13 protein-coding genes are annotated in these 18,800 nt (G+C 70.0%); 2 read left to right on the top strand and 11 right to left on the bottom strand.

Annotated features, from left to right (window positions below; genetic code table 11):
• Window positions 1–132: 132 nt before the first annotated feature.
• The 8 genes from E1298_RS17795 to E1298_RS17760 all read right to left on the bottom strand — a co-directional run bounded on the left by E1298_RS17795 (window position 133) and on the right by E1298_RS17760 (window position 12,000).
• Window positions 133–1,134 carry a methyltransferase gene (locus E1298_RS17795; protein WP_131894602.1) on the bottom strand — a complete coding sequence of 334 codons (1,002 nt, stop codon included), beginning with the start codon at window positions 1,132–1,134 and terminating at the stop codon, window positions 133–135.
• A gap of 65 nt (window positions 1,135–1,199) precedes the next feature.
• Complete coding sequence (locus E1298_RS17790; RefSeq protein ID WP_131894600.1) at window positions 1,200–1,955, bottom strand: alpha/beta fold hydrolase; 756 nt, start codon at window positions 1,953–1,955, stop codon at window positions 1,200–1,202.
• Entirely contained in the window at window positions 1,952–5,167 is a 3,216-nt protein-coding gene (locus E1298_RS17785) for an amino acid adenylation domain-containing protein (protein ID WP_131894598.1), read from the bottom strand. The genes E1298_RS17790 and E1298_RS17785 overlap by 4 nt, the downstream gene beginning before the upstream one ends.
• Window positions 5,168–5,277: 110 nt before the next feature.
• Entirely contained in the window at window positions 5,278–6,273 is a 996-nt protein-coding gene (locus tag E1298_RS17780; RefSeq protein WP_131894596.1) for a methyltransferase, read from the bottom strand.
• A 102-nt stretch (window positions 6,274–6,375) separates the two neighbouring features.
• Window positions 6,376–7,821 (bottom strand): tryptophanase, encoded by a 1,446-nt coding sequence (locus E1298_RS17775; RefSeq protein WP_131894594.1) that lies wholly within the window; start codon window positions 7,819–7,821, stop codon window positions 6,376–6,378.
• A gap of 1,136 nt (window positions 7,822–8,957) precedes the next feature.
• A complete protein-coding gene (locus tag E1298_RS48160; RefSeq protein WP_165975513.1) occupies window positions 8,958–9,128 on the bottom strand; it encodes a hypothetical protein in 171 nt (56 codons plus the stop codon).
• 167 nt (window positions 9,129–9,295) lie between these two features.
• Window positions 9,296–10,519 carry a metal-dependent hydrolase family protein gene (locus tag E1298_RS17765; protein ID WP_131894592.1) on the bottom strand — a complete coding sequence of 408 codons (1,224 nt, stop codon included), beginning with the start codon at window positions 10,517–10,519 and terminating at the stop codon, window positions 9,296–9,298.
• Window positions 10,516–12,000: an amidohydrolase family protein gene (locus E1298_RS17760; protein ID WP_131894590.1), complete on the bottom strand. Its 1,485-nt coding sequence runs from the start codon at window positions 11,998–12,000 to the stop codon at window positions 10,516–10,518. The genes E1298_RS17765 and E1298_RS17760 overlap by 4 nt, the downstream gene beginning before the upstream one ends.
• 180 nt (window positions 12,001–12,180) lie before the next feature.
• Here E1298_RS17760 and E1298_RS17755 point away from each other — a divergent pair, with 180 nt between their 5' ends.
• Window positions 12,181–13,488 carry a serine hydrolase domain-containing protein gene (locus tag E1298_RS17755; protein WP_207944690.1) on the top strand — a complete coding sequence of 436 codons (1,308 nt, stop codon included), beginning with the start codon at window positions 12,181–12,183 and terminating at the stop codon, window positions 13,486–13,488.
• 136 nt (window positions 13,489–13,624) lie between these two features.
• Here E1298_RS17755 and E1298_RS17750 read toward each other — a convergent pair whose 3' ends face one another.
• A complete protein-coding gene (locus E1298_RS17750; RefSeq protein WP_131894586.1) occupies window positions 13,625–14,776 on the bottom strand; it encodes a serine hydrolase domain-containing protein in 1,152 nt (383 codons plus the stop codon).
• 182 nt (window positions 14,777–14,958) lie between these two features.
• On the opposite strand from E1298_RS17750, the gene E1298_RS17745 reads away from it, so the two are divergent.
• Entirely contained in the window at window positions 14,959–16,092 is a 1,134-nt protein-coding gene (locus E1298_RS17745) for a serine hydrolase domain-containing protein (RefSeq protein WP_165975512.1), read from the top strand.
• A gap of 89 nt (window positions 16,093–16,181) precedes the next feature.
• Here the strand turns inward: E1298_RS17745 and E1298_RS17740 are convergent, their stop codons facing one another.
• Both E1298_RS17740 and E1298_RS17735 read right to left on the bottom strand, forming a co-directional pair.
• Window positions 16,182–17,780: a PucR family transcriptional regulator gene (locus E1298_RS17740; protein WP_243725637.1), complete on the bottom strand. Its 1,599-nt coding sequence runs from the start codon at window positions 17,778–17,780 to the stop codon at window positions 16,182–16,184.
• A 110-nt stretch (window positions 17,781–17,890) separates the two neighbouring features.
• A complete protein-coding gene (locus tag E1298_RS17735; protein ID WP_207944689.1) occupies window positions 17,891–18,601 on the bottom strand; it encodes an ABC transporter ATP-binding protein in 711 nt (236 codons plus the stop codon).
• Window positions 18,602–18,800: the final 199 nt, after the last annotated feature.

The raw sequence follows: 18,800 nt of genomic DNA, 5'->3' as shown, positions 1-18,800 counted from the left end.
CGACGCCGATGTTGGGACCTTTGCGGCTGTGAGTGGCACTTTCAGCCATCTGATCAGGCAGTTCGACTTCACTTGTGGACAGTCCTGGCTAAAGCTCAGTTCTTTCCAGTCTGGATGTCCGGGCGGTTCTTATCAGTTCTTGTAGCCGACGACCACGTGCTTGTCGCCGCTCGACCTGTGTGTTTCGCATCGGGGGAAGCCGGCTTCGTTGAGGAGGGCGGTGTATTCGCCTGCTGTGCGGTGTCGTCCTTGGGTTTCCAGGTGCATTGTCAGGTTCATTGCCGAGGTTGCGAGGGGGCCTTGTCGGGAGTCGTTGAAGAGCCGGTCCATGACAAGTACTCGTCCGTTCTTGCGGCATGCGTGGTGCGCCTTTTGGAGGAGTTGGGCGCAAATCGGGTCGGGCCAGTCGGAGAGGATGTAGCCGAAGGCGATGCAGTCGCCTTCGGGGAGTTCGTCGGTGAAGAAGTCGCCTGGGACGAAGGCGAGTCGGTTGCCGAGGCCGTGTGCGGCCCGGGTTTCGTTGAGGTAGGGCTCGACCTCGGGGAGGTCGAATACCGTGGCCTTGAGGGTGGGTGAGTGTTGCAGCGCGGCGACGGCGAACGGCCCGCTGGCACCGCCGACGTCCACCAGGTGGGTGGTGTCGGCCATTCCGGCGAGAGTCACTAGCTCTCTGGAGGGGCCGGAGCTGAGGTCCCACATGGCGTTCAGGAACCGGCGGGTGGCTTGGTCGTCTCGGTAGAGGGACGTGAACGGTCGGGGGTCGGGGCCGTCTACTGAGTCTTTGCCGTGTTGGAGGTAGGAGTCCAGGATCGGCATCCTGGCGGAGGTCTCTTGGACGAGGTGGGCGATGAATCCGCCGATGTAGTGCTCGTCATCGGGGTCGAGGAACGGCTGCATGCCCGCTGGGAGGCTGTACTGTCCCGCGGGTGTGCGCTGGAGGATCTCGTGGGAGGTCAGGACCAGCAGCATTCGCTCCAGGGTGTCCTCGTCGATGTGCAGGTCTTGTGCGATGCGCTGTGTGGAGGTCGGCCCGTTCGCTGCCAGGTAGGAGAACACCTGGTGGCGGTCGGCCAGGTGCAGGACGGGTGTTGAGATCACACCGAACACGACCTTTTCCAGGTTGCTCGGCAGCACGAGAGTCCTCCTATTGGATGCGTGGCGTCCGGTCCGCTAAAGCCCTTGCTCGAATGGACGGTTCGTCAGTCGGTGTTCGCGAGGTCCGCCGCCTGGTCGACGACTGCGGCGAACCGTTCTGGATGGGTGAGGTGCGCGATGTGGTCGGCGCCGTCAATGGATTCGTGGCGACCGGCGGGGACCAGGTCGGCGAGGTGGAGTGCCGTCTGCTGATGGTGTGCCAGTGAACGGCTCCCGGAGATGGTGAGTACCGGAGTCTTCATCGCGGTCGGGTCGAAGCAAGGCTGGCTCAGCGTGGGGTCGGTCATCTCGTGGATCAGGGCCGTGCCGTCCGCTTCCATTTCCTCGTCCGTCAGCCCGGTGGTGGGACGGCCGAGGACCGCTTGTCGGAGGGCTCTGGCCGCCGCAGCGGGGCCTTGAGGCGATACCTCTTCGACTAGTTGCTCCCAGGGGGCGGTGCTGGGCCACCAAGGAAGCCAGGGCACGGGCGGTTCAAAGGCGACGACCGCCGTGATCAGGTCGGGATGTTGGGCTGCTGCGGCCAGCGCCACCAGAGCGCCGTAGCTGTGTCCTGCCACGACGGGTCTGGGCAGGCGGGCCGCCACGGCGATCAGGTCGGCGACGTGGTCGGCGAGTTTGGTCTGCGGTCCGGCGAGCGCGCGGGAGGCGCCCCAGCCGCGCCGGTCATAGCCGGCCACGGTCCAGTCGGGCAGGTGGGCTGCGACCCGCTGGAAGCTTGCGCTGTGGTCCATGGTGCCGTGGACGAAGACGACTGTCTGCGACCCCGTGCCCCTTCTCGTGCGCAGCACCGGACGGCTCATGCGGGCGTTCCTGTCGACAGGAGCATGGAGGCGATCTCCTCGGGGGTAGGGGCGGCGATGAGCGCGGCGGTGTCCACAGGTGTGCCGGTGAGCGATTCCAGGCGGGCGAGGACGGCGGCCAGGGTGATGGAGTCGCCGCCTACGGTGAAGAAGTCGGAGTCCGCTTGGACCTGGCGAGGTGGGATGTCCAGGGTTTGGGAGAAGTGCTGGGCAATCTTCCAAGTCATGCGGGAGTGCTGCCTGCGACGCGCGTCGGGGTCGGGGTCGGTTGCGGGCCCGCGGTCGCGCGGGGACGGTGGGGTGGTAGGTGAGCCTCCGTAGTCGGCTTTGCCGTTGATGGTGTGCGGGAGTTCGGAGACGGCGGTGAGCGTGGCGGGCTGCATCGCGCTGTGCAGGCGGGTGGCCAGGTGGGTGCGGATCGGTTCCTCGTCGAACTGCGGGCCGGTCGCGACGATCAGGGCTTCGATGGCGCTGTCGCGCTCGCGCACTTGGCAGGCGGCGACGCCGGGGGCGGACTCCAGGGCGCGCTCGACTTCGTCGAGTTCGACCCGTTGGCCGCGGATCTTGACCTGGCGGTCCCGCCGGCCGATGTAGTCGAGTTCTCCGTCCGGACGTCTGCGGCAGATGTCCCCGGTGCGATAGAGCAGTCTCGCCCGGTCGGTGGTGGGGTGCGGGTCGCGGATGAAGTCTTCTTCCATCAGGTCCGGCTGGTTCAGGTAGCGCCCGATCCCGACGCCTCCGATCCACAGTTCCCCCTCCTGACCGGGCGGGACGCGGCGTTGGGCGTCGTCCAGGAGGTACGCCGACTTGTTGGCGACCGGTCGGCCGATGGGCGGCCGGTCTTCGTCCGGGGAGCATTCGTGCCAGGTGGCCAGGACGGCGGTCTCGGCCGGGCCGTAGAGGTTGAGCAGGCGCCGTCCTGGGGCCGCACAGCGGCGCGCCCATGCCGCCGGCAGCCGCTCGCCCGCGGCTGCGGCGATGCGCAGATCGGGCAGGGGACGGTCTGGGAGCGCCATCCAGACGGACGGCGTGAGGATCACGGTGGTGATCTTCTGATCTGCCAGCGAGCGGGCCAGTGGCGGCCCGACGGTGAGGTGGTCGGCCGGCGCGACGACCAGGGTGGCGCCCGACAGGAGTGCGAGGGTGAGGTCGGCGACGCAGCCGTCGAAGTTCGGGGACAGGAACTGCAGCACCCGATCTCCCGGTCCGAGGCCGAAGATCCGGCGCTGGGCCAGGTGGAGGTTGACCGTCGCCTCATGGCTGATCGCGATGCCCTTCGGGGTGCCCGTGGTGCCGCTGGTGAAGACGACGTACGCGGTGTCGCCGGGTGTGGCCCCGGTCAGCGGGGCGTTCGGACTGGAAGCTGCCGCACCGACACTCACTACCTGAGTAGGGAACGTCGAGGCGGGCAGGGTCTCGTCGGACACGACGAGGCACGCCTGCGCTTCGGTGAGCATGGTCCGCAGGCGCTCGCGGGGGCAGGTCACATCCACGAGCAGGAACGCGGCGCCGGCCTTGGCGGCGGCCAGCACGGATAGCACGAACTCGACGTGACGCTCCATCACCACGGCCACCACCGCGCCCGGTTGGGCGCCTTGGTGGCGAAGCCGGTGGGCCAGGGCGTTGGCCCGCTGGTCGAGTTCACGGTAAGTGATGGCCTCGTGCGGCCCCTCTACCGCTGTCGCATGGGGTGTCAACAGGGCTTGACGCTCGAAGACCTCATGCCAGCAAGCTTCGGGCGAGGCTACGGGCGTGGTGCTGATCGCAGGCAGGACAGGCTGGCTGGCGTCGGGGTATGCGTCAGCATCAGGACGAGCATCAGCGTCGGGGCATGCGTCAGCATCGGGACGAGCATCAGCGTTGGGGCATGCATCAGCGTCGGGACGGGCATCAGCGTCGGGACGGGCGCCGATATCCGTTCGTAGGTCGGCGATGGCCTCGGCCGGTGCTGCGGCACTGACACGGATGCGTGCGTGTTCGAGGCAGCGGGTGTTCCCGTGCAGACCCCAGGAGAGCGCGTTCGGGCCCGGCTCCGGTGCATAGGTCGGGTACCTGTGCAGGAAGCCCTCGATGGCCAAGCTCGCGAGGCGTTCGGCGTAGCCCGCGCCTGGGCAGGCGTGGCGTCCGGTGCCGAATCCGAGGTGCCTCGGGCCGCGCCGGGACAGGTCCAGGGTCCGGGGTGCGGTGAAGGTGCGGGGGTCGAGGTTGGCGGCGGCCAGGTGGACCAGGACGCTCTCGCCGGCCGCGATCAGCGTCCCCTGGACGGTCACGTCGGTGGTGGCCTTGCGGGCGACGTATTGGCTCGACCCGTTGATCCGCATGATCTCCGTGACGGCCGAGGCGATGAGCTCGGGTTCCTCGCGCACCTGATTCTGCAGGGTCGGGTCGTCGTGCAGGAGCAGCAAGGCCGAGGTGACGAGGTGGGTCAGTGTCTGGTAGCCGCCGCCGACCAGGACGATGCAGTTCGCGGCGACCGAGAAGAGCTCCTCCTCGGACGCCGTCCTGTCGGCGAGGGGGGCCGTCAGGGAGCTGATCAAGTCCTCGCCGGGTGCGCGCAGACGGTCTCTCGCCGCCTCCTGCAGCACCGAGAGGGCGTCCGTCAAGACCTTGTCCACCTGCGGGTCCGGGGCGGCCGGCAGCGCGGACAGGCTCCCCAGCAGCCGCTCGTAGGCTTCGGCCCAGGAGGCGAGTTCGGCTTCCTGCCCCAGCATGCCGAGCAGGTTTGCCACCAGGGCGGAGGGCAGCTTCGCGGCGAAGTCTGCGACCAGGTCGAAGACGCCGTCGGCAGGCAGATCCTGGAGAGCGCGCAGGGCGATCTGCCGCAGCTCGTTCTCGCGGCGCTTCATGCCGGCGCCGGAGAACTGCTTGGCGAGGGCGGAGCGGATGGCGCCGTGCTGCGGCGGGTCCATGAAGAGCATCTGCTCGTGGACCATGGCGCTCAGGCGGGCGGAGGCGTCCAGGCCCCGCGCGTGAAGGGCGTCCTGGTCGTGCTCGCGTACAGAGGAGAACCGGCGGTGGTCGCGCAGGATGTCGACCGCCTCGGCATAGCCGGAGCACACCCAGACCGAACCGACCTCGTCGAAGAACAGCGGACCGAGCTCGGCGATGGCGTCGATGTACACCGACGGATCCGCGATGACTTCGGCGGATCTGAGCAGGTGGACTCCGTGCCTGGCACGATCGTATTGGGCTGGGCGCTCACGCGCACGCATGACAGGCTCCTCTCAGCCGGAGAGGTTCGCGGACCTGGGGCACTGCAGACCCAACAACAGCGTCGTCATCTGCGTGTGCCTGTTCAGCCGACATGTTCAGCTCACAATGGTCAGGTGACATGGCCGACCACCACGCCGTTTGCACCGGCCGCTTCGAACGGGACGACCTCGACGCGGGTGAAGCCCGCATCGAGCAACCAGTTGCGGTACTCGGCGGCCGAGTAGTTCTTGCCGCCTTCGGTCTCCACGAGCATGTTCATCCCCATCAGCGCCGCGGCCGGCGGGCCGGTGCGCTCGTCGTTGAGCAGGAGCTCGCAGATCAGCACGGCGCCGCCTGAGGGAAGAGCGGCCCGGCACTTGCGCAGCAACGCCCGTCCAGTGTCCTCGTCCCAGTCGTGCAGGATCATGCTCAGGATGATGGCGTCGTAGCCGCCCGGCAGTGCGTCATCGTGGATGAAGTCGCCGGCGACCGCGTCGACGGTGTCATCCAGTTTCGCCTCGCTGATCTTCTGGCGTGCCAGATCGCACACGTGCGGCAACTCGAAGACCGTCGCGCTCAAGTGGCCGAAGCGACGACACAGTTCGATGGGGAACGCGCCGGCGCCGCCTCCCACATCGAGTAGCCGCGTGTGCCGGGTGAAGTCGTGGACCCCGGCCAGCGCCCGCGCCGTGAAGGTTGAGATGGAGTACATGCAGTCCCAGAACAGTTGCAGCGACTCCGGGTCCGCGGTGTCGAAGAGCGATTCCTGTGTGCCCGGGGTCCAGGTGCGCGGGCGGTTCGTTCGCAGCGCCTCGACGATGAACTGCCACGCCGGATACTCCCGGCGGTCCAGGTAACGCACGAACTCGCCGAAGTAGTACGGCCGCCCCGCGACCAGGAACTCCTCCGACAGCGCCGAATTCCGATACCGCGCACCGGACTTTTCCAGAAGCCCCAGCGAGGCACAGCCGGCCAGGAGCAGGTCAGCCGGGCGGTGGGCGATGCCCAACTCGGCCGACACCTCCTCCATGGTCAGCTCCCGTCCTCCGGCCAGGAGGTCGAACAGGCCGATGTCGATGGCGCCCGCATAGGTCTTGAAGCTCCAGAACCCCGTGGCGAGCTGCATGAGGGGGTTGGGCAGTAGTGGTGTGGTGTCTGTGCACGGCTCGGGCATGGAGAACTCCCTGAGGCAGTTGTCGGCCATTGCGGTCGACGACGGAAGGGATGGTCAAGTTGGGCCAATGGCGTCTGGTGGGTCCTGCGGGCCAGTTCGCAAGCTCGCCGACAGCGGCTGGAACCGGGACTGGAAGAAGCGCAGCGTCTCGGGCTCGTAGGTGAATTCCAACCCCGAGCGCAGGTCCTCCCGCTGCGCATACAGCCGGATGACGCTGTCGGCCACGAAATCCATATGGCTCTGGGTGTAGGCACGGCGCGGAATGGTCAGCCGGACCAGTTCGAGGCGCGGATACCGGTTCTCGCCTGTGACCGGGTCGCGCCCGGCCGACACCGCTCCCCGTTCGGTGGCCCGGATCCCGGCATCGAGGTAGAGCGCGCACGTCAGCGTCTGCGCGGGGAACTGCTCGCGCGGCACGCCCGGCAGGAACGCGGCCGCGTCCAGGAACACGGCGTGCCCGCCCACCGGGCGCACGATCGGCACGCCCGCTTCGGCGATCCGCTCCGCCAGATAGGCCACCTGCTGGACGCGAGTGCGGATGCTGTCCTCGCGTACCGACTCCTCGATGCCCTGCGCCACCGCCGCCAGATCACGGCCGGCCATCCCGCCGTAGGTATGTAGTCCCTCGTAGACGACGACCAGGTTGCGCGCCTGTTCCGCGAGATGGGAATCGCGCACGGCGAGCCAACCGCCGATGTTGGCGAAGCTGTCCTTCTTCGCCGACATCGTGGCGCCATCGGTCAGCGCGCACGTTTCCCGCAGGATCTCCGACACTGTCCGCTCGGCCCAGCCGGGCTCGCGCTGCTTGATGAACCAGGCGTTCTCAACCGTGCGGGCCGCATCGAGGATGACCGGAATCCCGTGCCGGCGAGTGAGCTCGCGGACCTCCGCGAGGTTGGCCAGGCTGATGGGCTGGCCCCCGGCCATGTTCACCGTTGCGGCAAGGGAGACGTACGGGATCTGCCCGGCCCCCACCTTGTCGATGAGCCGCTCCAGCTTGGTGAGGTCGACGTTTCCCTTGAACGGCAGGTCCGCCTCCGGGTCATGGGCCTCGTCCACGATGATGTCGTGGAAGGTCCCGCCGTTGAGCTCCTGGTGCTCCCTGGTCGTAGTGAAGTACATGTTCCCGGGAATGTGATGGCCCGGCCGTATGAGGCAACGCGAGAGGATGTTCTCCGCTGCGCGCCCCTGATGAGCAGGGATCACGTGCTCGTAGCCGTAGTACTCGCGCACCGCCGCCTCAAGGCGGTAGAAGCTCCGCGAGCCGGAATACGATTCGTCGCCGAGCATCACCGCGGCCCACTGCCGGTCCGACATCGCGCCGGTCCCCGAGTCGGTGTACAGGTCGATGTACACCAACTCCGCCGGCAGCAGACCCACGTTGTAGCCCGCCGCCGCCAGAGCACCCCTACGTTCGTCGGCACTCGTGGGACGAATCGGCTCGACGCTCTTGATCCGCCAGGGTTCCGCAGGGTGCCGCACTCCCGCTGAAGGATCCATGGGCTTTACAGAACCTGACGCATTCATCGGAACCTGCCTCTCGATTGCTCCGGGCCGCGCCGAGAATGTCCACGGGCCCGGATGGTTTCACCGCCGAAGCCGTCGGCGTGGCCATAGGTGGTGCGCCCGCCCTGCCGGTCTTGGTAGCCGACGACGCGGCAGACCTGGCCGGGCAAGGTGTTCACTGCGGCCCGCTGCACAGGCTCGACCACCCCCGCGGACGGCTGGGTCAGCGGCCCTGCTCGGCTGGACGTGCCCGGGGTCGAGCGGCCCTCTGTGGCACCGGTCACGGTGCAGGTCGGGGGCTTTGGTCGGCTGTAGCCTGGGCCGCCCAGGCGCGGGCTTCGGCGCCGGTCACGCCGACATAGCCGACGTCATCACCGGCGATTCGGCCAACGAACTCCAGACGCGTCGAACACCGTGTCCCGGTAGTGCAGCGCTCATCCAGGAGCGCACGGTCACGGGGCTGCCCCGTCGCATCCGGGACGACTGGGGGCCCGCGCCACCGCTTCACGCCGCCTGGAACTTCGGCTCTCCTCATGACCCGTTCCTCCCTCGCATCATCGGGCCGCACGGTTTCAGAGCAGCCCCGGCTTATAGGACGTCACGGCCGCTCCGGCCGCAGGATGCCAATGGCCATTTCCGGACCACCAGCCCGCTAACACCCACCCGGCATCGAATATGTCGCGATCTGCATCAATGTCGCGCTTTCGACCACCACCAGTACAAAGCAGCACGGAAACGGGGGCTTGACGCCGTGATCCCCGGGTCACGTATTTTTGGCCGTACCCGAAAGGCGAATAGGGTCACCTGCCAGGCGACTCGTTCCTCAGGCACCCCGATGACGGCCGTCGCACAAGGCGCACCGGGCGAAAGCGGCCCGGCCCAGCACCCTTTCCGACAGCGGGGCGTCCGGCGTGGGGACGCGGCCACTTCCACAGCTACACAGCGCAAGAATGACCCACGCGCAGGTCAGGCGGTGACAGTCGTCGAGGAACTCATCCCAGCAGGTCACGGCTTGTTCGAGATGCCGCGGCGGTGTGGAGTTTCAACCAGGAAGGCCAAGGTGATCGCGCGGAGAGCACGCCCACACAGAGGGAACGGGACACGCTCGCCGATATCCGTGTCTGGGACACCTACGCCTCGCTACGATCTGCCTCGCCCCGCTGGGCATTCGCGAGGAACAGGGTGACGAGCCAGTTGCCGTCGTGCTTGCGGGCCCGTCCGCGCACCACGGTCTCGGGCTGGTCGCAGTTGAGTGACTGCGGCTTCACCCTGCCCAAGCGGAGCGGGACGGTGCTCTCCATCGGCACACCAGCTCTCCGGCGCGTTCCTCGTCGGACGAGTGAGCACGGACGTATGCGCCCATTCGGCCGTCGTCGCTCTGGTTGCGACCGTTGTCAGGGGTGCGATAGCGCTCGTCATATGAGTACGGCGGAGCCTCTCGGCCATTGCCGTGCGGGGAGTGCGCAATTCAGGCGGCCCGTGCGGGCTCGCGGATGGGGATGCCGGCCTGCATGACGAAGGCGACCCTGCGCAGTGCCTCGATGTCGGTCAGCGGGTCGCCGTCCACTGCCACGAGGTCGGCCCACTTGCCCGCGGCGATGGTGCCGGTGAGGTCGTCAAGGTCGAGCAGCCGCGCGGAGTTCACGGTCAGGGCGCGCAGCGCCTCGATCGGCGGGAGGCCGTCCCGGACCATGGCGATGGGCTCGTCGGCGTTGTTTCCGTGGGCGCGTAGCGGCACCCCGTAATAGTCCGACCCGGTGGCGATCTGGATTCCGGTGCGGTGCGCGAGGAGGAGGGATTCGCGCATGGCGGTCATCGCCTCCCGTTGCTTGATGACCCGCCATTCGGGCAGTCCGTGATCAGTGGTGACTGTGCGCTCGAAGAAGGTCTTGAGGTCGAAGGTCGGCACGTAGACGGTGCCTCGCGTGGCCATCTCGGTGACGCACTCCTCGTCGAGGAAGTAGCCGTGCTCGATCGAGTCCACCCCGGCCCGCACCGCCGTGAGCACCCCGTTCCTGCCCTGCGCGTGGGAGGCGACCTTGCGGCCGAGCCGGTGCGCCTCGTCCACGATGGCCTCCACCTCCTCGGCGGTGTAGTGGGCGTCCTTGGGATGGTCCCGTTCCGAGCTCACTCCGCCGGTCGTGCAGATCTTGATGAAGTCCGCGCCCATCCGGACCGCCTCGCGCACCGCGGCGCGGCAGGCCCACGGGCCGTCCACGATCAGCGACTCGCGCGACCGCCGGGCCTCGGCCGGCGGGAGGTGGTGCTGGTCGGCGTGGCCCCCGGTCTGGCAGAGCACCGGGCCCGCGGCGAAGATCCGGGGGCCGCGGATCGTGCCCTCGGCGATCAGGGTCCGCAGGTGCAGCGCGGTCACGCCGCCGCAGTCGCGGACCGTGGTGAAGCCGGCCGCCAGCAGGGTCTCGCAGTCGCGCGCGGCCCGTACCGCCAGGATGTCGGTCTCGGGGGCACGGATCTCCTCGGCGTGCGCCCGCACCCCGGTGAGGTGCAGGTGCACGTCGAAGAAGCCGGGCAGGAGCGTCCGGTCGCCGAGGTCGACCACCAGGTCGCCGGTCAGATCGGGGCCGACCTCGACGATCATGTCGTCGCGTACCTTGACCTCGACCCCGGTCAGCATCGTCCCGGCCGGGACGTCGAGCACCCTGGCCGCCCGCAGCACGGTCGTCACGGTCATTTCGCTCCGTTCCGCCGGACCGCGCGGCCCGGCATCGCTTCGAGGATCAGTTCGCCGTCCCGTACGGTCGGCTCGCCGCCGACGAGCACATGGCGGTAGCCGGTGGACGGCCGGGTGCTGTCGGTGTAGGTCGCCTGGTCGCTGACGGTCACCGGGTCGAACACCACGAGGTCGGCGTCGCAGCCGGGCTGGATCCGGCCCTTGCGCCGCATGGCGGGCACCGAGCCCTCCAGCACCCGCGCCGGGAGGAGGCTGCACCGGCGCACCGCCTCCAGCAGGGTGAGCGCCCGGGTCTCCCGCACATACCGGCGCAGCACCTTGGAGAAGGTCCCGGCGGTGCGCGGGTGGGTGACCGCGTGCGGGGGGAGCGGCCACGCCAGCCCGTCGGGTGCCCGGCCGGTCCAGGTCAGCGGCATGGCGTCGGACCCGATCACGGTGTCGGCGCTGAGCAGCGCCCGGTCGAGCAGGGCCTGGTCGGCGGGGACGTTCTCGTCCAGGAAGGTGACGGTCACCAGCCCGCCCGGGTCGGTGGCGCGGAGTTCGCGCAACCGGGTGGCGCCCGCGACCCGCTCGCCGGTGGGCGCGTAGAGCAGTGACCGGGGTTCGAGGCCCTGCCCGGCCAGCCGCTCGGGCGCCAGGAAGGAGGAGCCGATGGCGGTCATGCCCGCCCCGTAGGGATAAGCCTCGGTGGACACCGCGGCCCCCTCGGCGCGGGCGCTCTCCACCAGGCCGATGACCCGGTCCACCTGCCGTTGGCTGGTGCTGTTGATGTGGCAGTAGTGCATGTGGGCCCCGGTCTCGGCGGCGGCCCTGACCAGTTCCTCCCCGCCGTCGATCGGGATGTCGGGCCGGTGCTCGACCAGGTCGCGGGCATGCGTGTAGGTGGGCACCCCGGCCTCGGCGGCGAGCCTCGCGACCGCCAGATACTCCGAGGGGTCGATGAGCGGCGCGTATCCCACCACGATCCCGATGCCGAGCGCGCCCTCCGCCAGGTCCTGGCGGAGGAGCAGGCACAGCTCCTCGACCTGGCGCGGCGTGGCCACCTGCTGCCAGCGCGGGTCGCCCAGGTGGCGCAGCGTGGCCTCCAGGCCGCCGCCGCGCGCGAACCCGCCCACCGCCGCCATCCGGGACTGCCCCCATGAGGCGGAGAAGCCGAAGTTGAGAGGACGTCCCTCGGCCGCCGCCAGCGCGTACGCCTCGCCGGTGGGGGACACGCCCGCCTCCAGGTCGAGTGCGGTGGTGACGCCGTCGAGGGTCTGAAGCCGGTGCCCGGCCACGGTATGGGAATGGCTGTGCAGGTCGATCCAGCCCGGCGCGAGCGCCAGCCCGCCGATGTCGATCACACGCCGCGCCGGGAGCGGCTCCGCCGGTGGCGCCGACACCGCCGCGATGACGCCGCCTGTGACCGCGACGTCCCCGATCTCATCGAGTCCGGTCTCGGGGTCCAGTACCCGGCCGCCTTGGAACACCAGATCATGCATGGGCACGACGGTACGAGCAGGGGCGGCGCCCGGCGATGTCCGAGCGGACGAACGGTCCGGGAGATCGGTGTCAGGCCCGACGAACCTCCAGCCTTCCTGGGTGGCCCGGACAGACCATCGCGGCCGAGTTCGTGCCGGCGGACATCGCCTCGCGAGAAGGCAGCCTCTAGCGTGCCGACGATGACGACTCAACCTCACTGGTCGGTTCGGCTGACCGAACTCGCGGCCAGGCACCGTGTTCCCGGTGCCGCCCTGGGCATCCTGTACGACGGCCTGGTGAGCGAGGCGGCCACCGGCTGGGCCAACGCCGACGCCCGGATCGAGGCCACCACCGACACCGTGTGGCAGATCGGGTCCATCACCAAGGTCTGGACGGCGACGGTGGTGCTCTGCCTGGCCGAGGCGGGCCTGCTCGACCTGGACGCCCCCGTCGTCTCCGTGCTGCCCGAGCTGCGGCTGGCCGACGCGGAGCTCACCCAGACGATCACGCCGCGGCATCTGCTCAGCCACACCGGCGGAATCGACGGCGACCTGTTCACCGACACCGGCCGCGGCGACGACTGCCTGGAGCGCTATGTGGCGCTGCTCGCCGACGCCCGGGTGACCTTCCCCCTTGGCGCGACCATGTCCTACTGCAACGCCGGGTACAGCCTGGCCGGGCGGATGATCGAGAAGGTCACCGGCCTGGTGTGGGACGAGGCGATGCGGGAACACCTGTACGAGCCGCTCGGTCTCACCCACACCTCGGCGCTGCCCGAGGACGTGCTCCGTTTCCGCGCGGCGATCGGCCATATCGGAGAGCACGCCGCCCCTCGATGGGGCCTGCCGCGCTCGGCCGGGCCCGCCGGGACGATCTGCTCCACCGCCAAAGATCTGCTGGTCTTCGCGGCCCTGCATCTGGAGGGCTTCGAGGAGATGCGGGAGGAGCAGGTGCGAATGCCCGACCCGCACACCCACGGCGACGCGTGGGGGCTCGGCTGGGCGCTGTTCGACTGGGGCGGGCGGCTCGTGGCCGGGCACGACGGGGGCACGGTGGGCCAGTCGTCCTTCCTGCGGGTGCTGCCCGATGCCGGGCTCGCGGTGTGCCTGCTCACCAACGGCGGCGACGCCGACGCGCTCTACCGCGACCTGTTCGAGGAGATCTTCGCCGAGCTCGCCGGGGTGCTGATGCCGGAGCCGCCGTGCCCCGCCGAGGACCCGCCGGGCTTCGACCTCGCCCCCTATACCGGCGTGTACGCGCGGGACTCGGCGCGGATCACGATCACTCCCCAGGACGACGGCCTGATGTTCCACGCCGCACCGGTCAACGCGGACGCGGCGCTCATCGCCAGACCCGCGGTCGAGTTCCAGCTGCATCCCGTACGGCCTGGTCTGTTCGTCCTACGGCCCGACGGCGTACGGGACTGGTCGTCGGTCACCTTCTACACGCTCCCGGACGGGTCGGCCTACCTGCATCGGGGCCTGCGAGCCACGCCGAAGGTCGGCTGAGCCCGGGCGTGGTGGTCCACAACGAAAGTGCGGCTTCCTGAGCCGGGCCGAAGTGGCGGCCGACCGGGCGCCGGCCTTGGAGACGGGTTCGCCCGGCGCCCCTGGGGACGCCGGGCGAACCTGTGTTCTGCCACTGCTACTTCTCGGGGCCGCAGAACACGTCCTCGAACAGCGCCTTGAACGCCTCGTTCTGCGCCGGGCTGTTCTTGACGTAGCCCGTGGCGATCGTGAAGGCGAGCTGCCGTTTGCCGTCTTCGCTGCCGAACATCACCGAGACGGCACCGTAGTAGGTGCCGGCGTGGCCCCACATCTTGGCCCCGCAGCGAGTGAGCGACCTGCTGAGCAGGCCCAGGCCGTACTCCTGCCCGGGGACGAACTCCGACATCGCCTTCATCTGGCGGAGCTGCGGCCCGCGCAGCAGCCTCCCGCTCAGCAGCGCCCGGTTGAAGGTGGCCAGATCGGCGGGCGTGGAGATCATCTCCCCGGCCGCCCCGGCGATGCTCGGGTTCGTCGCGGTGATGTCGTAGACCTCCGACGCGTCGGCCCCTTCGGCGTACATCTTGGGGTGCGGGCCGCGGATACGCGTCGAGGACCCGGGGAGATAGGTGTTCCGGAGACCGAGCGGACGCAGGATCCGGCGCTGGATCTCCTCGGCGTAGGTCCGCCCGGTGACCTTCTTGACGATCATTCCGGCGACGATGTAGCCGGTGTTCGAGTAGCTCACCGCGCCGCCCGGCTCGGGCCGGTCGAGACCCTTGACGACGTCCACGAGCTCCCTGGGGGTCCAGGTGCGGAAGCGGTCGACGGCCAGCCAGTGGTAGGGGTCCTCGGTCAGCGGCCTGTTGACGATCGGGTTGTAGTCCGGGATGGCGGCGCGGTGGCCGAGCAGCATCCGAGTGGTGATCTTGTCGCTGTACCGGATGCCGAGGCCCGGCACATACCGGCCGATCGGGGCGTCGAGGTCGATCCGGCGTTCGGCGGCCAGTTGCAGCAGCACGGTGGCGACGAAGGTCTTGGTGGTGCTCCCGATGCGGAACCGGGCACGGTCCTGGACCGGCGCCTGGGTGTCCTTGTCGGAGACGCCCGCCTTGCCGTCCCAACGCAGCCGCCCGTCCGAGACGTGCGCGGCGACGCCCACGCGGTCGGTGTCGAGCATGGCCTTGAGGTCACGCTGGTACGCGGCGATGTCCAGGCCCGGACGTTCCTTGGGCGCCGCCTGCACCGCGGGTGACAGAGCCGCCAGGGCCGCAGTCGCCGCCACGGTAGCGGTGGTGATGTGTTTGAGCACGTTCTGTACCTCCTTGCGGATTGCCCCCGAAGTTCCCCAGATCCTGGCCCTGACCTGCGATGAAGGCTTCGGCCTGGAGGACTGAACCGCGGCGGATGCTTCGTGGGCCAGACCGAAGCGCCAGGCGGGGGACGGGGCGAGGATTCCTGGAACCTCGGGGGAATGTCCAAGGAGGTAGAACCGTGTTCCGTCGTTCCTTCACCGTCGCGGCGACAGCCATCGCGGCCGCCGTCGCGCTGGCCCCCACCGCCCAGGCGGACCCGCCTCATCGTCGGCCGGATCCCGCGGTCCTGCAGCGCGACCTCCAGGACATGGTGGCCACCGAGGGCGCCGTGGCCGCCCGCGTCACCGACGGGCAACGGACCTGGTCGGGCCGGGCCGGTGCCGCCGACCCCGCCACGGGCGAGCCGGTGGCCCGCGGAGCCCGCTTCCGCGTCGGCAGCACCACCAAGGCCCTCGTCGCCACCGTCATGCTCCAGCTACAGGCGGAGCGGCGCGTCGATCTGGGCGCTCGCGTCGACCGGTACCTTCCCGGGCTTCTGCCCGGGAGGCACGACCTCACCGTCCGGAGGCTCCTCAACCACACGTCGAGGCTCAAGAGCCACGACCACTTCCTCCACCCGAACCCCACGATCGAAGAGACGATGAACGTGCACCGGTGGCACACCTACACCCCGCGTGAGCTGGTGGCCGTCGCCGTCAACGCCGGCTACCTCGACAAGGACGAGTACTTCTACTCCAACACCAACTACGTGATCGCCGGGATGATCATCGAGAAGGTCACCGGCCGTTCCTACGCCCGCGAGGCCGAGCGCCGGATCCTGCGGCCGCTGGGGCTCAGGGACACCTACTTCCCTGGCACCTCGCCCTACATCCGCGGCCCGCACACGCAGATGTTCGCCAAGGTTCCGGGATACCCGCCGTTCAACGTCACCGAGTGGAACCAGTCCTACGCCGGCGCGTCGGGCGAGCTGATCTCGACCTCGGCCGACCTCGTCAGGTTCAACACCGCGCTGCTGGGCGGCAGGCTGCTGCCACCAGCCCAGATGCGCCAGATGACGACCCTGGTGGCCACCGACGAGGACAAGAGGTACGGCCTGGGCCTGGAGGTCACCACGGCCTCCCGATGCGGGGTCGAGCTTTGGGGGCACAACGGGTCCGTGCCCGGTGGCATCGCGTTCATGGCCGGGACCAGGGACAACCGGACGCAGGTCGCGCTGACGCTGACACCCGGTGACGGCAGGCCGAGCAAGCCCCAGCAGGTCGCCCTCTTCAAGTTCATCGACGACGCCTTCTGTGGCACCGCCAAGCGCTGACCGCACGGCCCGCGCGCCTGCGCGCCCGCGCGCCGCTCCCGCGTTCGCCCGGCGTCCCCAGGGGCGCCGGGCGAAGCGTCCGGTGGCCGTCAGCGGCCCAGCCGGAGCTGGAACATCACCCGGAACCTGGTCTCCGGGTCGGTGAGGTCGAGTTCGCCGACGTCGGCGAGCCGGCGCATCCGGTAGCGGAAGGTGTTGGGGTGGACGTTGATGGCGAGTGAGGCCGTGTTGACGTCGCCGAACGCGTCCAGCCAGGCCGACAGCGTCTCGGTGAGCCGGGTGCGGTTCTTGGCGTCGTAGGCGCGCAGCCGCACGATCGGGTCCAGGGCTGGGATCTCTTCGTCGTTGACCCGGTCGGCCAGGTCGGCGAAGAGCGACTCCATGTAGACCTCGCCGTAGGCCGCCACCCGGCCCTCCACCCGGCCTCGCCGAAGCGCGCGCAGCGCCCGGTCGGCGTCGGCCCGGGAGCGGGGCAGCTCGGCGGCGCCGACGGCGGCCCGGCCGATGCCGACCACGGCGGGCACCCGCTCGCCGACACGGGCGATGAAACCCTCCGCGACCCTGACCGCGCTGCGCTCGGCGTCGGTGCGGCCCGGCCGGCTCGGCAGGATCGCGTAGACGACCCCGCCGAGCAGGGCCGTCGCGGTGCGCGGATGCATCGCGGCCATGTGCAGGGCCAGCGCGTCGGCGATCCGGTGCTCCTCGGCCACCCGGTCGGCCGTCAGCGGGTCGCCGGTCAGCGCCAGCGCGAGCACGCAGCACGTCGACCGGGTGGTCAGGCCCAGCCGCAGCGCCGCCTCGCTCGCGCCGGACCCCCCTTCGAGCACGGTCGCCAGCAGGTCGGTGCGCAGCCGCCGCTCGACGTCGGCGCCCGCGCGGCGCCGCAGCAGGTGCAGCGCGACGAGCTTGGCCGCGTCGCGGAGCGCGCTCTCCCGCTCCGGCGACAGCGGCTCGCGCACCGCGACCCAGATCGAGCCGAGGATCTCATCGCCCGCCCGCACCGCCATGGCCACCCGGGGCATCAGGCCCGGCACCGAGACATGGATCGGTCCAGGGCTCCGGTAGATCTTGCGGAACGCGCCGAGGTCGTCCAGCGCCTGCCGGTACTCGACCGGCACCTGGCGGCCCAGCACGGTCGCCACCCGGCCGGCGTCCGCCTTGTCCTGGCCCTGCGAGAAGGCCAGCACGCGGGTGTTGCGGTCCTCCACGGTGACCGGGCCGTCCAGCAGCGCGGCGATCGCGTTGGCCAGGGTGAACAGGTCGCCCGACGGGATTCCGGCCAGGGTCTCGAACGGGCCGGGCGCGGCCACGTCGTCCACCGACAGCAGGGCCCGCAGCAGCGCCGCGACCTGCGCCCAGGACGCCCCGGGGGTGAGCCCGAGCACCAGGACACCGGTGGACTCGGCCGCCGCCCGCACCTGCTCGCCCAGCTCGCCGGGCAGCCGGACGACGACCGCCGCGGCATGCTCGCCGGCCGCCTCGGTGAGCAGTTCGCCCACCTCCTCCGGGCCGTGCACGCCGACGCCCAGCACCACCGCGTCGTGCCAGGTGGCGTTGTCGTCGTACGGGTCGTAGATGATGACGCCGCCGACCTCGCGCGCCGGGTCGGGGCGGCCGATGACAGCCTCGAACAGGGTCGAACCCAGATCGTCGAGGATCCTCCCTAGCCGGGGACGGTGGACGCTCATGTCCATGACGCTAGATTCGGCCTGGGCGACGGACAACATACCGGGGACCACATGGGTCTCCTCCTCAAGTCGGAGACGGTCGCGGCCCAACATGGCTGGTCAAGGGCCTGTCAGAGCCGCGGCACGGCCGCCAGAAGCTCCCGGGTGTAGTCCTCGGACGGGTCGCCGAGCACGGCGTCCACCGGCCCGTGCTCGACGATCCGGCCCGCCCGCATCACCGCCACGGTGTCGCTGACATACCGCACGACCGCCAGGTTGTGCGAGATGAAGAGCATCGACAGGCCGAGCGCCGCGCGCAGCTCGCGCACCAGGTTGAGCACCGCGCCCTGCACCGACACGTCCAGCGCCGAGGTGATCTCGTCGGCGATCAGCACGTCCGGGTGGACCGCCAGCGCCCGGGCGATGGCGACCCGCTGGCGCTGGCCTCCCGACAGCTCGCGCGGATAGCGTCCGGCCACCTCCGCGTCGAGGGAGACCAGGCCGAGCAGCCGCCGCACCTCCGCAGGGCGGCCCCGCCGCTCGGCCCCGCCGACCTTGGCGGCCTCGGTGAGCGCCGTGCCGACGGTCATCCGCGGGTTGAGCGAGGCGTACGGGTCCTGGAAGACGAGCTGCCGGCGGGCCGCCCCGGTGATCCGCCCGCGGTCCGGGGCGACGAGCCCCACCACCGCCTTGGCCACGGTGGACTTGCCCGACCCCGACTCGCCGACCAGGCCGAGGACCCCGCCGTGCGGGACGGTGAAGCTCACGTCGTCCACCGCGACATGGTCGCCGAAGCGGACGGTCAGTCCTTCGACGGTCAGAGCGGACGTCAGGCTGGGCATGGTGCGGCCTCCTGGCTCAAGGGGTGGTGGCAGGCGACCCGGCCCACGCCATGCGCGACCAGAGCCGGGTTCTCGGCCGGACGCGGCGGCTCACCCGGTACGTGCTGCCCAACATCGCCGAGCCGCTGATCCTGGGCTTCACCGTCACCCTGGGGCAGTCGCTGCTGGCGCTGGCGGGCCTGTCGTTCCTCGGGCTCGG

The organism is Actinomadura rubrisoli (genome assembly GCF_004349215.1).
Classification (GTDB): Bacteria; Actinomycetota; Actinomycetes; order Streptosporangiales; family Streptosporangiaceae; genus Spirillospora; species Spirillospora rubrisoli.
This window is presented reverse-complemented; position numbering and strand designations above follow the sequence as displayed.